This window comes from Pseudarthrobacter cremeus, assembly GCF_051857465.1.
Classification (GTDB): Bacteria; Actinomycetota; Actinomycetes; order Actinomycetales; family Micrococcaceae; genus Arthrobacter.
Map to the genome: position 1 here is coordinate 582,481 of NZ_JBPZHC010000001.1, position 17,292 is coordinate 599,772.

Sequence of the window (17,292 nt, forward strand, 5' to 3'; positions counted from 1 at the left end):
TACCGCGTTGCTACCCGCGGACTTGGCCCTCGCCCTGCACGATCCACTTCGTGGTGGTGAGCTCGGTCAGACCCATCGGGCCGCGGGCGTGCAGCTTCTGCGTGGAAATGCCCACCTCGGCGCCCAGCCCCAGCTCTCCGCCGTCGGTAAAACGCGTGGACGCGTTCACGATCACCGCTGCCGAGTCGATCTCGGCGATGAACCGCTCTGCATTGGCAAGGTTGTTGGTGAGGATCGCCTCGGTGTGACCGGTTGACCAGGTGCGGATGTGCTTGACGGCGTCATCGAGGCTGTCCACCATGGCCACCGCCAGGTCCAGGTCCATGTATTCAGTCGCCCAGTCAATATCCGACGCCGGCTCGGACTCAATGGATGCGGGCAGGGCTGCGCGGACCCGCTCGTCGACATGGAGTGTCACTCCCGCGGCCCGCAACGCGGCAGCCACGGCAGGCAGGGCGGTGGAGCGTGAATGGACCAGGAGGGTCTCCACGGTGTTGCAGACGCTGGGCCGCTGGGTTTTGGCGTTCAGCAGGATGTCCACGGCCATCCCTTCGCTGGCAGATTCGTCGATGAAGATGTGCACGTTGCCTTCACCGGTTTCAATGACGGGCACGGCAGCATTGGTAACGACCGACTGGATCAGTTCGCGCCCGCCCCGCGGGATCAGGACATCAACGCGTCCGCGGGCGCGCATCAGGGCGTTCGCGCCTTCACGGCCGTACTGGTCCACGGTCTGCACGGCGTCGGCGGGCAGGCCCACACTCTCGAGCGCTTCGCGGAGCACGTGGACGAGGGCTTCGTTGGTGGCCCCAGCTGCGGTGCCGCCGCGGAGGATGACGGCGTTGCCGCTCTTGAGCGCCAGCCCGGCGATATCCACCGTGACGTTGGGCCGGGCCTCGTAAATGGCGGCCACCACACCCATGGGCACGTTGACCTGGCGAAGGCGGAGGCCGTTGGGCAGGGTCTGGCCGCGGACCACGTTGCCCACGGGGTCCGGGAGGTTGGCAAGAATATCCAGCGCGTCCACGAGTCCGGTGATGCGCGCTTCAGTCAACGTCAGGCGGTCCAGCATTGCTGCGGAGGTACCGTTTGCCTTGCCGGCAGCCACGTCCTTGGCATTCGCGGCGAGGATAAGGCCTTTGCGCTCCTGGAGGGCAGCTCCGATGGCACGCAGGCCGCGGTCCTTCCACGCCCGGTTGGCCCGCGCCATCCGGCGTGCTGCATGCCTTGAGCGGTCGGCTATGGCGTGGACAGCAGCTTCGACGTCCGCCGTAGACAGCGGGACGGCAGCTGAAACAGATGCATCCGGGGAAGCGGGAACGGCCGCATTGTCCCCGGAAGTCGCAGCAGTGGTGTGGGTCAGCGCCTCAGTCATGGTTCAAGTTTAGGCGAGGTGCGTGCTCAGACCAGCACCAGGTCATCAACGTGAACAACTTCACGGTCATAGCCGCGGCCCAGCGACTTGCCAAGTTCCCTGGTGGACCTTCCCAGCATCTGGGGCAGTTCCGCTGCGGAGTAGTTAACGAGGCCGCGGGCAATGACGGTGCCGTCGGCGCTGACCATCTCAACGGCGTCGCCCGCCTCAAAATCCCCATCGACGGCGGAAATGCCTGCCGGCAACAGCGAGGTGTGGCGGTCGCGGACAGCCTTGACGGCGCCGTCGTCGAGAATCAGCCGGCCGTGCACCGTGGCCAGGTGTTCCAGCCACAGCATCCGGACCGGCTTGCGGGCGCCGTTGACGGTGAACCAGGTCCCGACGTCGTCCCCGGCCAATGCGGCCGCAGCGTTGGCGGTGGAGGTGACCAGGGCGTGGATTCCGGAGCCGGCCGCAATGGTTGCCGCCTCGACTTTGGTCATCATGCCCCCGGTCCCCACGCCGGCCTTGCCTGCCTTGCCGATGGACACCCCGTCCAGATCATGCGGGCCTTCCACGAGCGGAATCCGCTTGGCACCGTGCGACGGCGGGCCGTCGTACAGGGAGTCGACGTCGGAGAGCAGCACCAGCGCGTCAGCGCGGACCAGGTGGGCCACCAGGGCAGCGAGGCGGTCGTTGTCCCCGAAGCGGATTTCGTGGGTGGCCACAGTGTCGTTTTCGTTGACCACCGGCACCACGCCGAGGTTCAGGAGCCGGTCAAGGGCGCGGAAGGCATTGGTGTGCTGGCTGCGGCGCATCAGGTCATCCGCGGTGAGCAGCACCTGGCTGACGGTCACGCCGTGGGCACCGAAGGCCTGGGTGTACCGGGCCATCAGCAGGCCCTGGCCCACGCTGGCCGCGGCCTGCTGGGTGGCAAGATCACGCGGCCGTTTGGCCAGGCCAAGGGGTGCCAGGCCCGCCGCGATGGCCCCGGAGGAGACCAGGATGATCTCCGTGCCGGAGTTCCGCTTGGCGGCCAGCGCGTCCGCCAGTGCGGTGAGGGACTCCTCGGAGATGCCGCCCTTGATGCTGGTCAGAGAGGACGAACCCACCTTGACCACAATCCTGCGGGCACCGGAGAGCACGGTGCGGTCCGCGGTCCGCTGCTGCGGAACCGCGGCTGCAGTGCTACTGGTCATCGTCTGCGCCCAGTCCACTCTCCTTGAGCGGCTTGGCGACCCTGCGGCTGCTGACCGACTCGGTCCAGATCCCGGCTTTGCGTTCGGCCTCGAGCTCGGCGCGGGCGGCTGCCTTGGCATCCTTGCGTTCCTGCTGCTCGTCCCGCTTCTGGCCGCGGGTGGGGCGGTCGCCGATGTCTGCAAAGCGGACGTCGGTGCCACGCGGAGCGGCAAGCAGCTCGGCTCCTGCCATCATGGTGGGCTCCCAGTCGAAGACGACGCCGTCGTCCTCACCGATCACCACGGTGTCGCCCGGCTTGGCACCCTGCTTGAAGAGTTCATTTTCCACGCCGAGCTTGGCCAGGCGGTCTGCGAGATAGCCGATGGCTTCCTCATTGGTGAAGTCGGTCTGCTTGACCCAGCGCACGGGCTTGTCGCCGAGGACGCGGAACAGCGGCTCCAGGTTCTTTTCCTCGCGGCGGATCTTGAAGCCGGCCTCGTTCACAGCGCGCGGGCGCAGCACGGGCGGCTGGACCTTCGGCGGTGCCGCGGCAAGGGTGTCGCGGGCAGCCTGGACGATTTCCGCCATGGCAAAGCCAAGCTGACGGAGGCCTTCGTGGCTGGTGGCTGAGATTTCAAAGACACGGTAGCCGCGGGATTCCAGTTCCGGGCGAACGAACTCGGCCATGTCCTTGCCGTCCGGGAGGTCAACCTTGTTCAGGGCCACGAGGCGCGGGCGGTGGTTCAGCGGGACAACTTCGCCGTCGGTCCCGGCGTAGCTCATGTCCACCGCGTACTTTTCCAGTTCGGCCTCGATGATGGCCAGGTCGGAGAGCGGATCGCGGTCGGCTTCGAGCGTGCCGCAGTCCAGCACGTGCACCAGTGCAGCGCAGCGTTCCACGTGGCGCAGGAAGTGGTGGCCCAGGCCCTTGCCTTCGCTGGCGCCTTCGATCAGGCCAGGGACGTCAGCGATGGTGAAGCGGATATCGCCGGCCTGGACCACGCCGAGGTTGGGGATGAGGGTGGTGAAGGGGTAGTCGGCGATCTTGGGCCGCGCGGCTGACATGGCCGCGATCAGGCTGGACTTCCCGGCAGAGGGGAAGCCCACCAGGGCGATGTCCGCGATGGACTTCAGCTCCAGCACGATGTCGCTGGAATCACCTTCGATGCCGAGGAGTGCGAAGCCCGGGGCACGGCGTTTCTGGGAGGACAGCGAGGCATTGCCGAGGCCGCCCTGTCCGCCGGCCGCGGCAATGTATTCGGCGCCTTCGCCGACCAGGTCAGCCAGGACGGTTCCGTCCTTGGACTTGACCACGGTGCCGTCGGGGACCGGGAGGATCAGGGTTTCGCCGCTTTTTCCGCCACGCCAATCGCCCATTCCGGGGCCGCCGTTGGTGGCATGGCGGTGCGGGGCGTGGTGGTAGTCAAGCAGCGTGGTGGTCTGGTGATCGACGCGCAGGATGACATCGCCGCCGTCGCCGCCGTTGCCGCCGTCGGGTCCGCCGAGAGGCTTGAACTTCTCCCGGTGGACGGAGACACAGCCGTGGCCGCCGGTACCGCCGGATACGTGCAGTACTACCCGGTCTACAAAGCTCGCCACGTGGATCTCCTCAGTGCTGTTTCCTGGACGCCCGCAGGCACCAAGACGATTGTAATGCGGTTAAAAGAACAGTGGAGCGGACCAACAGGTCCGCTCCACCGCTTCAGAACTATTTGTTACTCTGCAGCTGCAGCAGCAACGATGTTGACTACGCGGCGACCGCGGCGGGTGCCGAATTCGACAGCTCCCGGGGTCAGTGCGAACAGGGTGTCGTCGCCGCCGCGGCCTACGCCGGCACCCGGGTGGAAGTGGGTGCCGCGCTGGCGGACGATGATCTCGCCTGCGGAAACTACCTGGCCGCCGAAGCGCTTGACGCCGAGGTACTGGGCGTTGGAGTCACGACCGTTGCGAGTGGAGCTCGCGCCTTTTTTATGTGCCATTTGAAATGCCTGCCTCTAAATTCTGGGGAATCTGCTGAAAACCTGAACAGTAACGAAGGTTACTTGATACCAGTGATCTTGACCTTGGTCAGTTCCTGACGGTGACCCTGGCGCTTCTTGTAACCGGTCTTGTTCTTGAACTTCTGGATGACGATCTTCGGACCGCGGAGGTCATTGAGGATCTCAGCCGTGACAGTTACCTTGGCCAGGTCCGCAGCTGCGGCAGTGACCTTCTCACCGTCAACCAGGAGCAGGACGGGCAGCTCAATGGTGCTGCCAGCTCCACCGGCGACGCGGTTGAGGGTAACGAAGTCTCCAACGGAGACCTTCTCTTGCCGGCCGCCTGCGCGGACAATCGCGTACACCACTTGGGAACTCACTTCTCTCGACGTTTATTACTAGATTTGCGTGCGGAACCTGGGTCCATAATTGGCTGGGCTCTCGCTGTGCCTCAACGCCGTGGGGTCGTAACCCAAGTGTTGGCGTAAGCACCGAAGATCTAGAATACGCTAATTTTGCCTTCGGCCGCAAATGAGGCTGGTTACGGCCGGTTGTCTGTGATAGGACCCACAAGCAGATCCAACACCCACAACCAGGAAACCGTGCCCGACTATCGTACCGGCTGAAGCGGCCGTTTACGCTCAGGAGTGCAGGCGCGGCGCGTCGAAGAATTCCACTTCGAAGCGGCAGGACTGGCTGAACGCGGCAATCATGGCTGCCCGCTCGTCCCCGGAAGCCCTGCGCCCGGCGTCGTCGGCCAGGGCGATGGCCTCACGGGTGGCCTGGGCGAAACCCTCGTCAGCGTAGGTCCGCAGCCAATCGGCGTAGGGATGCGCCGCCGGTGCGCCTGCGGCGACGAACTCCGCGTGCAGCGTCCTGCCCACCTCCGCGTAGAGCCAGAAGCAGGGCAGGACGGCCGCCACCAGCGCTCCGTAACTTCCGGACACGGATGCGGCCAGCAGGTGGTCCACATACGACTTCGTGACCGGCCCCAGGCCCGCCCCCGCCGGGCGGGAACTGAGCCAGGTCCTGTGCAGCTCGGATTCAACCTCCAGGCACTGCTGCGCGGAGCGTGCCCAGAAAAGCTGGGCGGCTTCCGTAGGCGCCAGCGCGCTGGCCCGGGCCAGCACCCGCGAGTAGCCGTTGAGGTAAATGGCATCCTGGGCGAGGTAATACGCGAACTGCCCCTCGGACAGTGCGCCGGTTCCCAGGTCCCGGATGAACTCCAGCCTGTAGATCGCTTCCAGCTCCGGCGCAGCCGCCTGCCGGAGCAGCTCAGCGAATTCCCCCTCTGCCGGGGCCGGCTGCGTGTGATGGAAGTGGTGGATCGGGCCGTTGCCACCACCCACCTCCAGCTGGCCGGAGGCCTGCAGCGCTCCGGCCAGCCACGGCTTCACCTGGCGAAGAGCGGCTTCCCAGTCCCCCAGCCGGGCCTGCGCAGCCGCCATTGCGGAAGACAGCGAGCAGCCGGTGCCGTGGCTGTTGCGGGTACGTACCCGCTCCCCCGCCAGCTCCACCACTTCTTTGGAGAGCAGTCCCGAGGAGTTGACCAGGGCATCGGGGCAGTCACCGCCGTCGAGGTGGCCGCCCTTGACCAGGATGGTGGCGCCGGTAGCGGCAGACAGCCGGAGTCCTTGCTGCAGTGCCTCCGGCCAGCCAGGCGCCTGCGGCTCGCCGAGGAGGAGGGCGAGTTCCACCAGGTTGGGGGTGATCAGGTCCGCCAGGTGAAGCAGTTCCCTGAGGGCCCCTTCCGCGGACTCCTCCAGGAGCCGGTCCCCGCTGGTTGCCACCATCACCGGATCAAGAACGACGACGGCGGGACGGACTTTTTCGAGCCAGTCGCGCACCACCTTAATCACCTCAGCGTCACCGAGCATGCCGATCTTGACGGCGTCGATGGTGATGTCCTCGCTGATGGCATCCAGCTGCTGGGCGAGGAAGGAAGCGGGCGGAACATGCACGGCCCGGACGCCCCTGGTGTTCTGGGCGGTCAGGGCGGTGATGGCCGCCATGCCGTAGCCGCCGAGGGCAGCAATGCTTTTGAGATCGGCCTGTATTCCGGCGCCACCTGACGGGTCGGAGCCCGCGATCGAGAGAACGCGTGGAATACCGCGCCGTTCGAGCACCGTTGCGGGCTGGCGTGGTGCGGCCTGGGGAAGGACAAATGCAGGAGCCAAGGAGACATCCCTTCGCCGGTGCTAACCGGACAGGTTCAACGGGTCTGGATCTCAGCCGGCACTCTGCGCGGCACCCCGTGTCAGTGGTCCAGCCTAGCGTTTCGCACAGGCTCCGGCCTTCCATGACGTCATGGGCCACGCCGCCGCATCCCGTGAACCGCATGAAGCGGTTAAAGCGCGATGCCCGGCCGGCCCTGTGCAATTCAGGACTGGCCGGGCAACCCGGTGGACTCGTCAGAGTTCCGGCGGGGTTAAAGCTCCGAGGCCGGAACCCCTACGCCGAGGATGATGGGAGCCTCGGCCGCGGCCTTGGGGGCCGCAGGGGCCTGGGTGTGCTCCGGCGCTTTGGCGGCGTGGGAGTGCCCGGTGGAAGCTGTTGGAACAGCCTCGTGGTGCTCCACCGACGTGGCATTGGCTGCGCCCTGGGCACGGCTGGCACTGCGGTTACGCCGCGGGCGTCGGGTGCGGGACTGGTCCGCGGTGTGGTCCGAGTAGTCCTTCTCCTCCGCGGCCGGCAGCCGGCGTGCCTGGTTCCCGGCCTCGGGGCGCCCGGCAGCCTGGCCTGGTGCGGCCGTGTCCGCTGCCGAAGTGGTTTCGGCCGGCTGGGCCGTTGGCGTTGCTTCAGCGGGAACCGGCGCACCCAGGTTGGCGAAAGCCTCGGCAAGACGGTCCAGGGTCAGTGCAGGCGACTGCGGGTGATCGGCGTGGTGCTCCACGAACGGCAGCACGACCTGCTCTCCGCCGAACGTAAGCACAGTGGCCGGGCGGCCCGTGGCGTCAGTCTCAGAGCGTTCTGCCGCGGCCGGGGACGGGGCTGATGCCTGTGAAGATGCCTGCGTTGGTGCTTTTGCCGGTTCCACAGCAGCAGCCTGACCTGCCGCGCTTATTGCCTGCGCAACCTCTTCTTCGTGCAGGTGCGCAGCGTGGGCAGCAGCGGCAATGTTTGCCAGTGCAGCCCTTGTGGCCTCTGCCTTGGCGTGGCGCTCCGCGTCGCTGGGGTCGGGGTGGACGGTGTGGATCTGTACCGGGGCTGCCGGCGCCACCTCCAGTGGCTGGCCTCCACGGCCGCGGCGGCGCTTGCGGTCAGTGCGTCCGCCGGGCTGGCTGTCTCCGCGCTGGTTGTCCATGCGCTGGTCAGGACGCTGATCGGTGCGCGGCCCGTCCACCCGGTGGCTGTCTGCACGCTGCACGTGGTGCTCGGCAGCGACAGTGTTGGCCCGGCGGTGTTCCACAGGATCGTCGTGGGTGACGATGCCGCGGCCGGCGCAGGTCTCGCACTGCTCCCCGAAGACCTCGAGGAGCCCGGTGCCCATCCGCTTGCGGGTCATCTGCACCAGGCCCAGCGACGTTACTTCGGCGACCTGGTGCTTGGTGCGGTCGCGGCCCAGGCATTCCACCATGCGGCGCAGGACAAGGTCGCGGTTGGACTCGAGCACCATGTCGATGAAGTCGATGACAATAATGCCGCCGATGTCGCGGAGCCGGAGCTGCCGGACCACTTCTTCGGCTGCTTCAAGGTTGTTCTTGGTGACGGTTTCCTCGAGGTTGCCGCCGCTGCCGGTGAACTTTCCGGTGTTGACGTCCACCACCGTCATGGCTTCGGTACGGTCGATCACCAGGGAGCCGCCGGAAGGCAGGAAGACCTTGCGTTCGAGCGCCTTGTGGATCTGCTCGTCGATCCGCCAGGCAGCGAAGATGTCCTGATCCGTGGTCCACTTTTCCAGGCGGCCCACCAGGTCCGGTGCAACGTACGTGACGTAGGCCTCGATGGTGTCCCAGGCCTCTTCACCGGAGACGATCAGCTTGGAGAAGTCCTCGTTGAAGACGTCGCGGACCACCTTGATGGTGAGGTCCGGTTCGCCGTAAAGCAGTTCCGGGGCGAGGATCTTGGTGGAGGTGGACTGGCTTTCGATGCCTTCCCACTGGGCCCGCAGCCGGTTGATGTCATGCGTGAGTTCCTCTTCGGAGGCACCCTCGGCAGCGGTGCGGACAATCACGCCGGCGTGCTCGGGGAGGCGGTCCTTGAGGATGCGCTTGAGGCGGTTGCGTTCGACGTCGGGCAGCTTGCGGGAGATGCCGGTCATCGAGCCGCCGGGCACGTACACGAGGTAGCGGCCGGGCAGGGAGATCTGGCTGGTCAGTCGTGCGCCCTTGTGGCCAACGGGATCCTTGGTGACCTGGACCAGCACGGTATCGCCTGATTTCAGGGCGTTCTCGATCCGGCGCTGCTTGCCTTCGAGGTTGACGGCTTCCCAGTTCACCTCGCCGGCGTAGAGGACCGCGTTCCGGCCGCGCCCGATATCAACGAACGCCGCTTCCATGGACGGCAGGACGTTCTGCACCTTGCCGAGGTAGACGTTGCCGATCAGGGAGTCCTGCTGGGTCTTGGAGACAAAGTGCTCAGCCAGGACGCCGTCCTCGAGGACGGCGATCTGGATTCTGTCGTCGCGCTGGCGGACGATCATCTGCCGGTCAACGGATTCACGGCGGGCCAGGAACTCGGCCTCGGTGATGACGGTGCGGCGGCGGCCGGTATCGCGGGATTCACGGCGGCGCTGCTTTTTGGCTTCGAGCCTGGTGGAGCCCTTGACGGACGTCACGCGGTTGTTCACCGGCGCTTCGGTGGCGGCACGCGGTGCGCGGACGCGGGTCACCGTGTTGGGCGGATCGTCGCCTTCCCCTCCGGCCAACTCAAGGTCCTGGTCGCCACGGCGGCGGCGGCGACGGCGGCGGGACGTCACGCCTTCGTCGGTCTGGCCTGCAGATTCCTCGTCGTCTTCAGCGGCGCCGTCCTGCCCTCCGTCGGCAGCATCAGCATCGCTTTCAATGTCGTCGGTGCGGCTGCGCCCCCGGCGTCCACGGCTGCGGCGCCTGCGGCGGCCATTTGCGTCGTCCGCTTCGCCGTCCTCGGCGTCGTCCTCTTCAGGCTCCGCCGCAGCGGTGACCGCCGCGGGTGCGGGGCGGACCACTGTGCTCAGGTCAGGTGCCTGGAAAAGCACAGAGGCGGCCGAGGCCGGCTCGAGGAAAAGCGAACCGAACGGGCTGGCCGTCCCGGCGGGGGCCGGTGCTGCTGCGGGAGCAGCGGCTTGCCGGTCCGTGGCTTCCTCCCGGGCGGGCTCCCGGGCGGCCGGAGCTTCCGGGGCCGGCGGAGCTGACGCGGCCTCAGGGGCTGCTTCGGCTCCGGCCGCAGCAGCTTCAGGGGCTGCGGCAGTTTCAGGGGCTGCGGCAGTTTCAGGGGCAGCAGCGGCTTCAGGGGTCGCGGCAGTATCAGGGGCAGATTCAGGAGCAGAGGTCTTGCGGGTGGCAACGCGGCGGCGGCGGACAGGTTTGGTGTCAACTGCGGTCCCGTCGCCCGGAACCTCGGCAGCAACCCCGGCGGCAGCCTCGGTGGCGTGCTCCACAGCGGCGGCCTCCGCAGCCGCGGGTGCCGCCATGGCTTCGTCGGCGAAGGCAGGCAGTGGTTCTGCCGGTTCGGCGGTCTTGCGCGCACGTGTCCGGCGGACGGGGGCTTTGGTTGCCGGTGCAGCGGCCACCACGCCGGTGTCAGGCGCCTCGGTGTCAGGCGCTTCGGCCGGGGACGTGCCAGGCGCTGCTGCCTCTGGCCCGGTTACGGCGTCTGAGTCCGGTGCTGCGGCTTTAGGCGCTGCTTTCCGCCGGGCCCGGGTGGCCTTCTTCGGCGCTTCCACGGCTTCGGCCGCTTCTGCTTCGATATTAATTGCTGGTACTTGGTCGTTTTCCATATGTGGCAACACTCCTGCCCCTGACGTACCGCCACATCCGGCACCCATTGGGGCACATATTGTCAAAACCCGCAGGCGTTGACAGAAGTCAAGTGGATACTCCCAGGTTCGCACCGGCAGTGGGGTGCGGCAGCCCGTGGGAGCCGTCGGCTGTGTCCTGAAACCCGTTGTTCTACATGCCACAACCAGGTGCCGACCAATGGGACGCGGAAAAACCGGATCAGAGAATCCGAAGCTTACCCAGCTCGTCATTGGCGGTCTTGGGAACAAGCCACCGGACCGGAGTCCGAATGTGGGTCGGCCTCCAGCCACGTTCATTCTCTCACACCCAAGCTCAAAGACGGCGGAAGGCCGGACGCGGATCGTCAGGGGCCCTTCAGGCTGAATGCTGTCCCCAGCCGCCGGCGTTACAATCAGGCAAGGAGCACCCGACGCAAAGGACGCCACGAATAATGCCCAGCATCTCCCCCGCCACAGGCACCGGCAGCCCGGCAGCCGGACGCCTGGCCGGCCCGGATCCTGTGACCGCCGCTACCATACCGCCCATGGCGCGTAACCGGCCTCTTGGCTGGCTGATGGTCATCACCAGCCTCGTGGGCTGGCTTGCATCCGGGACCCTGGTCCTGGAGAAGCTCGAGGTCCTCAAAGATCCCAACCACACCACCGTGTGCGATGTAAACCCCTGGATTTCCTGTGGCCAGGTGATGCAGACCTGGCAGAGTTCGGTGTTCGGCTTCCCCAACATGTTCATCGGCATCGTGGCCTTCGCAGTCACCCTTGCCGTCGGCATGGCCCTGCTCTCAGGAGCCACCTTCGCCCGCTGGTACTGGCTCGGGCTCCAGGCGGGTGTCACGCTGGGCTTCGCGTTCGTGGTCTGGCTCTGGTCCCAGGCCCTGTACTCGATCCATATCCTGTGCCCGTTCTGCATGATCGTCTGGGCCGCAATGATCCCGCTGTTTGTTTGGGTAACCATCAGGAACGTCACCCACGGCGTCATCCCGGTACCCGCCGGCGCAGCACGCGTGCTGGGCGACTCCGGATGGGTCATCACAGCGTTGCTTTACGTAGCCGTCATCGCCACGATCTTCTTCGCCTTCATCCAGGTGTTCGCGGGAACGTCAGGCTTCTAGCAGACGCACAAAGAGCCCCCGTTTCCGAAGAAGCGGGGGCTCTTTGTGCGCAGGGCGGGGTCCTTTTGTCTCCAGGGCGGGGTCACTTAACGCCCGATAAACAGCCTGGAACGGGCTAAAAATGACCCCGCGTTGCCTAGCCCTGGAACCAGATCTTGATTTCGCGCTCGGCCGAGTCCGCAGAGTCCGAGCCGTGGACCAGGTTCTGCTGGACCTTCAGGCCCCAGTCGCGGCCGAAGTCTCCGCGGATGGTCCCCGGGGCTGCCGTGGTGGGGTCGGTGGTTCCGGCCAGGGACCGGAACCCTTCAATGACGCGGTGGCCTTCGAAGATGGCCGCAACTACCGGCCCGCTGAGCATGAACTCCACGAGGGGCTCGTAGAACGGCTTGCCGGCGTGCTCTTCGTAGTGCTGCTCCAGGAGCTCGCGGCTTGCATCAACCTTCTTCAGCTCGGCCAGGGTGTAGCCCTTGGCCTCGATGCGGCTCAGGATGGCGCCGCTGAGGTTGCGGGCCACGCCGTCGGGCTTGATCAAAACTAGGGTGCGCTCAATGCTCACAACTGCTCCAATGCGTTGGTGGGGTTTCGGGACAATTCTACGAGCCTTCCGGGGAATCCCCGTGCGCCGCGTTCCATTCGGCCTGCTCGCGTTCGCGCTGCGCGGACTCGGTGTCGATCCGGATGCCGGTCCTGATTCCGTACCACCAGGCAAGGGCGAACAGGGCGCCCACCAGGAACATCATCGGTTCAACGAGGCCTGTCAGGATCAGCACGATCTGCAGGATCCAGCCCAGCCCCACACCCCACGGCCTGGACAGCACGGCACACGCGAAGATCATGACCAGGCTGAGCGCGATTCCGGTGCCCAGGATCAGGGCAGGCGGAAACTCACCGCGCTTGAGTCCGAAAACGGCAAGGGTGGCGAAGAAGACGACGAACGCCTCGAGCAGCAGGACTGTGGAGGCGAACATCACCTTCGTGGACCGGCGCTTCTTCGGCATCCCGGGTCGCCATTCCCGCTGGGCCTTGGTCAGTCTGGCCATCCCTAGGCCTCGGTCTTTCCGAGCAGGATCCGCGCCTCGGCCACTAAGGTGATGGAGCCCGTCACCAGGACGCCGCCGGACAGGTCATCGTTGGCTTCCGCGCGTTCCACGGCCCATTCCAGGGCGTCGTCCAGCTTTTCGGCGATGTGGATGTTGTCCTCACCGAAGCCCATCTCCACGGCGAGCTCAGCCAGCTCGGCTGCCGGGACTGCCCGTGGCGAATTCGACTGCGTGAAGCAGTATTCCTCCGCAAGGTCGCCCAGCGATTCCTTGAGCTGGCGAAGAATCTCCTCCGCATCCTTCTCCTTGAGGACACCCACCACCGGAACAAGCCGGGTGAAGCTGAACGCCTCCTGGATGGCCTCGGCCGAGACCCGGATCCCGTCGGGGTTGTGGGCCGCATCCACGATGATGGTCGGCGCCGTCCGGACCACTTCCAACCTGCCCGGCGAAGTAACTGACGCGAATGCTTCCTGCAGCACCTCGGCGTCGAGCTCCTTGTCGCCGCCGAAGAATGCCTCCAGCGCGGCCACGGCAACGGCCGCATTCTGGGCCTGGTGCGCGCCGTGCAGCGGTATCAGCAGTTCCGGGTACCGGCCGGCGATGCCCTGGATGCTCACGACCTGTCCGCCCACGGCAACCGTCCGGGATTCGACGCCGAACTCCACGCCTTCAAAGCGGAACGGGACCGAGACTTCCTTCGCCTTTTCCAGTAGCACCTGGGCGGCATCAACGGGCTGCGCCGCACTGACCAGGAAGCCACCGGGCTTGATGATCCCGGCCTTCTCGTAGGCGATGTCCTCGGTGGTGTCGCCCAGCAGGTCCGTGTGGTCCAGGGAAATGGGAGTAACCACCGAAACCTGTCCGTCGCCCACGTTGGTGGCATCGGTGATGCCGCCAAGGCCCACCTCGATGACGGCCACGTTGACCGGCTGGTCGGCGAAAACCGCAAATCCCAGGATGGTCAGGCATTCGAAGTACGTGAGCCGGGGCTCTCCAGCTGCTGTGAGTTCGTCGTCGACGATCTGCAGGTAGGGGCGGATTTCATCCCAGATGCGGACGAATGTCTCATCCGACACAGGGTGGCCGTCGATGCTGATCCGTTCGGTGACCTTGGACAGGTGCGGGCTGGTGTAGCGGCCCGTGCTCAGTCCGTGGGCACGCAGCCCGGCTTCGATCATCCGGGCAGTGGAGGTCTTGCCGTTGGTGCCGGTCACGTGGATGATCGGGAAGGCCTTGTTGGGCTCCCCCAGCACGTCCATGGCACGGAACAGCGGCGCAAGGCGTGGCTCCATCTTGTTTTCCGGGGCGCGGCCCAGCAGCTCGGCGTAGACACTTTCCACGGAGAATTCGTCGGTCATATCCTAGGCCTCTGTCTTTTCGACGGTGATGCGCGGTTCGCCTGATTCGGCCGGCAAGGTGTCCAGCTCCAGGGTCAGGGTTTCGGTTTTGACCAGCTCGGCGTTGGCCAGCAGGGCATCAAGGACCTGCTGCCCGGCCGTGACGGTGGTGCGGATCCGGTCGCTGACGTTCAGTCCGGCATCCTTGCGGGCCTGCTGGATGGCGCGGACCATGTCGCGCGCTGTCCCTTCGGCCTCAAGCTCCGGCGTGACTTCGGTGTTGAGGACCACGAAGCCGCCGCCGGGCAGCACTGCGGCGGCCCGTGAGCCGGCACCCTCAGCGGCTTCCGCCACTACGGTCTCCAGCGTGTACTCCTGGGGTTCCAGCTCCAGTCCCCCGGCGGTGACCACGCCGGCGTCGGAGACTGACCAGTCGCCGGATTTGGATCCCTTGATGGCCTGCTGGACGTTCTTGCCCAGGCGCGGGCCCGCAGCGCGGGCGTTGACCACCAGCTTCTGCTCGATCCCAAACTCCTCCGGGGAGGCGCTCCCGGCGTCGAGCAGGCGGACCGAACGGATGTTCAGTTCATCGGCGACGACGGCGGCGAAGCCTCCCAGCGCATCTGCGCCGGGAGCCACAACGGTCAGTTCCTGCAGCGGGAGGCGGACGCGCAGGTTGGCGGCCTTGCGCAGTGAGGAGCCGGTGGAGCAGATCTGCTGCACGCGGTCCATTGCCTCGACCAAGGCTGGATCGGAGGGGAACAGGTCTGCTTCCGGCCAGTCGGCCAAGTGCACGGACCGGCCGCCGGTGAGGCCGCGCCAGATCTCCTCGGAAACCAGCGGCAGCAGCGAGGCAGCCACGCGTGAGACGGTCTCCAGCGCCGTGTAGAGCGCGTCGAAGGCGTCGGTGCTCTCGTCGAAGAAGCGCTGGCGGCTGCGGCGGACGTACCAGTTGGTGAGCATGTCCAGGTAGCTGCGGAGCTCATCGCAGGCGCCGGAGATGTCGTAGCTGTCCAACTGTGCAGTCATGTTGCGGACCAGGTCACCGGTGTTGGCCAGCAGGTACTGGTCCAGCGTGTCTGCGTAGCCGTCGTACCGGAGCTTCGCGTCATATCCGGCGCCGCTGTTGGCGGCGTTGGTGTAGAGCGTGAAGAAGCTGTAGACGTTCCAGAGCGGCAGGATGACCTGGCGGACGCCGTCGCGGATCCCTTGTTCGGTCACCACCAGGTTGCCGCCGCGCAGGATGGGGCTGGACATCAGGAACCAGCGCATGGCGTCGGATCCGTCGCGGTCCAGGACCTCCGAGACGTCCGGGTAGTTACGCAGGCTCTTGGACATTTTCTGCCCGTCCGAGCCCAGCACAATTCCATGGCTGATGACGTTGCGGAACGCAGGCCTGTCAAACAGCGCCGTGGAGAGGATATGCAGCATGTAGAACCAGCCGCGGGTCTGGCCGATGTACTCCACGATGAAGTCCGCCGGATTGTGGGTATCGAACCAGGCTTCGTTTTCGAACGGGTAGTGGACCTGGCCGTACGGCATGGAGCCGGAGTCGAACCACACATCCAGGACGTCCTCGACGCGGCGCATCACGGACTGTCCCTCTTCGGGGGTGCGTGGATCATCCGGGTTGGGGCGGGTCAGTTCGTCGATGAACGGGCGGTGCAGGTCAACCTGGCCGTCGTTGTTCAGCGGCAGGCGGCCGAAGTCAGCCTCGATCTCGGCGAGGGAGCCGTACACGTCCGTCCGCGGGAATTCCGGATCGCTGGACTGCCACACCGGGATGGGGCTGCCCCAGTAGCGGTTGCGGCTGATGGACCAGTCGCGGGCGTTCGCCAGCCACTTGCCGAACTGGCCGTCCTTGACGTTGCCGGGGATCCAGTTGATCTCCTGGTTCAGCTCGGACATCCGGTCCTTGAACTTGGTGACCTCCACGTACCAGGAAGAGACCGCGCGGTAGATCAGCGGGTTGCGGCAGCGCCAGCAGTGCGGGTAGCTGTGCTCGTAGCTTGCCTGGCGCACCAGACGGCCCTGGGCGCGGAGCACCTGCGTGATGGGCTTGTTGGCCTCGAAGACCTGAAGCCCGGCGATGTCGTGCAGGTCCCCGTGCTTGAACAGCGGCAGGAATTTGGCGCCTTCATCCACGGAAAGCACCACGGGGATGCCGGCTTCTTCACAGACCTTCTGGTCGTCCTCGCCGTAAGCGGGAGCCTGGTGGACCAGGCCGGTACCGTCCGTGGTGGTGACGTAATCGGCCACCAGGATGCGCCAGGCGTTCTGGGTGCCGTACTTCTCGGTGTCGCTGAAGTCGCTCCACAGCGGCTGGTACTGCAGCCCTTCCAGATCGGCACCGACGTGCGTGGAGACGACGGCTGCCTCTGCGGACCCGGGGTCCTCGTAGCCAAGGTCCTTGGCGTAGGCGGCCAGCAGGTCCGCGGCGAGGAGGAAGGTTCCCGTAACGGGCGCGTCCGCTGCGGCTGCCTTGATGCCGTTGGGGCCTGCGGGCACCACGGCGTACGTTATGGAAGGCCCGACGGCGAGTGCGAGGTTGGTGGGCAGGGTCCAGGGTGTGGTGGTCCAGGCGAGCGCCTGGACGCCGGCCAGTTGCTTCGACAGCTCCGACTCCCCGGCCGTGATGGGGAACGTGACCGTGACGGTCTGGTCCTGGCGGTTTTTGTAGACGTCGTCGTCCATGCGCAGCTCATGGTTGGACAGCGGCGTTTCATCTTTCCAGCAGTACGGCAGCACCCGGTAGCCGTTGTAGGTCAGTCCTTTTTCATGCAACTGCTTGAACGCCCAGAGGACCGATTCCATGTACTCGACATTGAGGGTCTTGTAGTCGTTCTCGAAGTCCACCCAGCGGGCCTGGCGGGTGACGTAGTTCTTCCACTCATCGGCATACTTCATCACCGAAGCGCGGCAGGCGTCGTTGAACTTGTCGATGCCCATGGCCTCGATCTGGGTCTTGTCCGTCATGCCCAGCTGCTTCATGGCTTCCAGCTCGGCAGGAAGGCCGTGCGTGTCCCAGCCGAAACGCCGTTCCACCCGCTTGCCGCGCTGCGTCTGGTAACGGCCCACCAGGTCCTTGGCGTATCCGGTCAGGAGGTGCCCGTAATGCGGCAGGCCGTTGGCGAAGGGAGGGCCGTCGTAGAAGACGAACTCGTTGCTGCCGGGTGCACCCCCGGGGGCGTCGGCGCTTCGCTGGTCAATGCTGGCCTGGAAGGTGCCGTCCTGGTCCCAGTACTTCAGGATGCGTTCCTCGACCTCCGGGAACTTCACAGAGGCAGAGACACCGGAGCCGGCCGTTGCCGCCGGTGAAGCAGTGGCTTTGGGGTAATTCGTCATTCTCGACA

At 66.0% G+C, this 17,292-nt stretch carries 12 protein-coding genes and 1 riboswitch; of the genes, 1 reads left to right on the forward strand and 11 read right to left on the reverse strand.

The features are described 5' to 3' along the window. Positions 1-10: 10 nt before the first annotated feature. The 7 genes from ACS5PJ_RS02570 to ACS5PJ_RS02600 all read right to left on the reverse strand — a co-directional run bounded on the left by ACS5PJ_RS02570 (position 11) and on the right by ACS5PJ_RS02600 (position 10,429). The gene (locus tag ACS5PJ_RS02570; protein WP_439433348.1) at positions 11-1,375 is read right to left on the reverse strand and encodes a glutamate-5-semialdehyde dehydrogenase; all 1,365 of its coding nucleotides are present in this window, start codon (positions 1,373-1,375) and stop codon (positions 11-13) included. Positions 1,376-1,401: 26 nt separating this feature from the next. Next, positions 1,402-2,553: a glutamate 5-kinase gene (proB, locus tag ACS5PJ_RS02575; RefSeq protein WP_439433349.1), complete on the reverse strand. Its 1,152-nt coding sequence runs from the start codon at positions 2,551-2,553 to the stop codon at positions 1,402-1,404. Next, on the reverse strand, positions 2,543-4,132 hold the full coding sequence (gene obgE, locus ACS5PJ_RS02580) for a GTPase ObgE (RefSeq protein ID WP_439433350.1): 1,590 nt from the start codon (positions 4,130-4,132) through the stop codon (positions 2,543-2,545). The genes proB and obgE overlap by 11 nt, the downstream gene beginning before the upstream one ends. A gap of 116 nt (positions 4,133-4,248) precedes the next feature. Next, positions 4,249-4,512 carry a 50S ribosomal protein L27 gene (rpmA, locus tag ACS5PJ_RS02585; protein ID WP_009372867.1) on the reverse strand — a complete coding sequence of 88 codons (264 nt, stop codon included), beginning with the start codon at positions 4,510-4,512 and terminating at the stop codon, positions 4,249-4,251. 59 nt (positions 4,513-4,571) lie between these two features. Next, positions 4,572-4,880 carry a 50S ribosomal protein L21 gene (rplU, locus tag ACS5PJ_RS02590; protein ID WP_108600109.1) on the reverse strand — a complete coding sequence of 103 codons (309 nt, stop codon included), beginning with the start codon at positions 4,878-4,880 and terminating at the stop codon, positions 4,572-4,574. A gap of 273 nt (positions 4,881-5,153) precedes the next feature. Further along, positions 5,154-6,638, reverse strand: a complete 1,485-nt coding sequence (thiD, locus tag ACS5PJ_RS02595) for a bifunctional hydroxymethylpyrimidine kinase/phosphomethylpyrimidine kinase (protein WP_439433562.1) — start codon at positions 6,636-6,638, stop codon at positions 5,154-5,156. 41 nt (positions 6,639-6,679) lie between these two features. Continuing rightward, positions 6,680-6,777, reverse strand: a riboswitch (TPP riboswitch). 163 nt (positions 6,778-6,940) lie between these two features. Continuing rightward, positions 6,941-10,429: an Rne/Rng family ribonuclease gene (locus ACS5PJ_RS02600; RefSeq protein ID WP_439433351.1), complete on the reverse strand. Its 3,489-nt coding sequence runs from the start codon at positions 10,427-10,429 to the stop codon at positions 6,941-6,943. Positions 10,430-10,881: 452 nt separating this feature from the next. Here ACS5PJ_RS02600 and ACS5PJ_RS02605 point away from each other — a divergent pair, with 452 nt between their 5' ends. Then, positions 10,882-11,559, forward strand: coding sequence for a vitamin K epoxide reductase family protein (locus ACS5PJ_RS02605; protein WP_439433352.1), 678 nt, complete (start codon positions 10,882-10,884; stop codon positions 11,557-11,559). A gap of 136 nt (positions 11,560-11,695) precedes the next feature. Here the strand turns inward: ACS5PJ_RS02605 and ndk are convergent, their stop codons facing one another. From ndk to ileS, 4 genes are read right to left on the reverse strand one after another with little or no spacing between them, the layout of a single operon-like run. After that, positions 11,696-12,115, reverse strand: coding sequence for a nucleoside-diphosphate kinase (gene ndk, locus ACS5PJ_RS02610; protein WP_439433353.1), 420 nt, complete (start codon positions 12,113-12,115; stop codon positions 11,696-11,698). Positions 12,116-12,152: 37 nt separating this feature from the next. Further along, positions 12,153-12,599: a DUF4233 domain-containing protein gene (locus ACS5PJ_RS02615; protein WP_439433354.1), complete on the reverse strand. Its 447-nt coding sequence runs from the start codon at positions 12,597-12,599 to the stop codon at positions 12,153-12,155. A gap of 2 nt (positions 12,600-12,601) precedes the next feature. Next, positions 12,602-13,960, reverse strand: coding sequence for a bifunctional folylpolyglutamate synthase/dihydrofolate synthase (locus ACS5PJ_RS02620; protein ID WP_439433355.1), 1,359 nt, complete (start codon positions 13,958-13,960; stop codon positions 12,602-12,604). A gap of 3 nt (positions 13,961-13,963) precedes the next feature. Next, positions 13,964-17,284 (reverse strand): isoleucine--tRNA ligase, encoded by a 3,321-nt coding sequence (gene ileS / locus ACS5PJ_RS02625; protein WP_439433356.1) that lies wholly within the window; start codon positions 17,282-17,284, stop codon positions 13,964-13,966. Between the last annotated feature and the right edge of the window lie 8 nt (positions 17,285-17,292).

What these genes read in the sequence shown, in the direction of transcription:
- ACS5PJ_RS02615 (WP_439433354.1), bottom strand. Translation starts at nt 12,599, where the DNA reads ATGGCCAGACTGACCAAGGCCCAGCGGGAATGGCGACCCGGGATGCCG.
- ACS5PJ_RS02620 (WP_439433355.1), bottom strand. Translation starts at nt 13,960, where the DNA reads ATGACCGACGAATTCTCCGTGGAAAGTGTCTACGCCGAGCTGCTGGGC.
- ACS5PJ_RS02600 (WP_439433351.1), bottom strand. Translation starts at nt 10,429, where the DNA reads ATGGAAAACGACCAAGTACCAGCAATTAATATCGAAGCAGAAGCGGCC.
- ACS5PJ_RS02605 (WP_439433352.1), top strand. Translation starts at nt 10,882, where the DNA reads ATGCCCAGCATCTCCCCCGCCACAGGCACCGGCAGCCCGGCAGCCGGA.
- ACS5PJ_RS02570 (WP_439433348.1), bottom strand. Translation starts at nt 1,375, where the DNA reads ATGACTGAGGCGCTGACCCACACCACTGCTGCGACTTCCGGGGACAAT.
- proB (WP_439433349.1), bottom strand. Translation starts at nt 2,553, where the DNA reads ATGACCAGTAGCACTGCAGCCGCGGTTCCGCAGCAGCGGACCGCGGAC.
- ileS (WP_439433356.1), bottom strand. Translation starts at nt 17,284, where the DNA reads ATGACGAATTACCCCAAAGCCACTGCTTCACCGGCGGCAACGGCCGGC.
- rpmA (WP_009372867.1), bottom strand. Translation starts at nt 4,512, where the DNA reads ATGGCACATAAAAAAGGCGCGAGCTCCACTCGCAACGGTCGTGACTCC.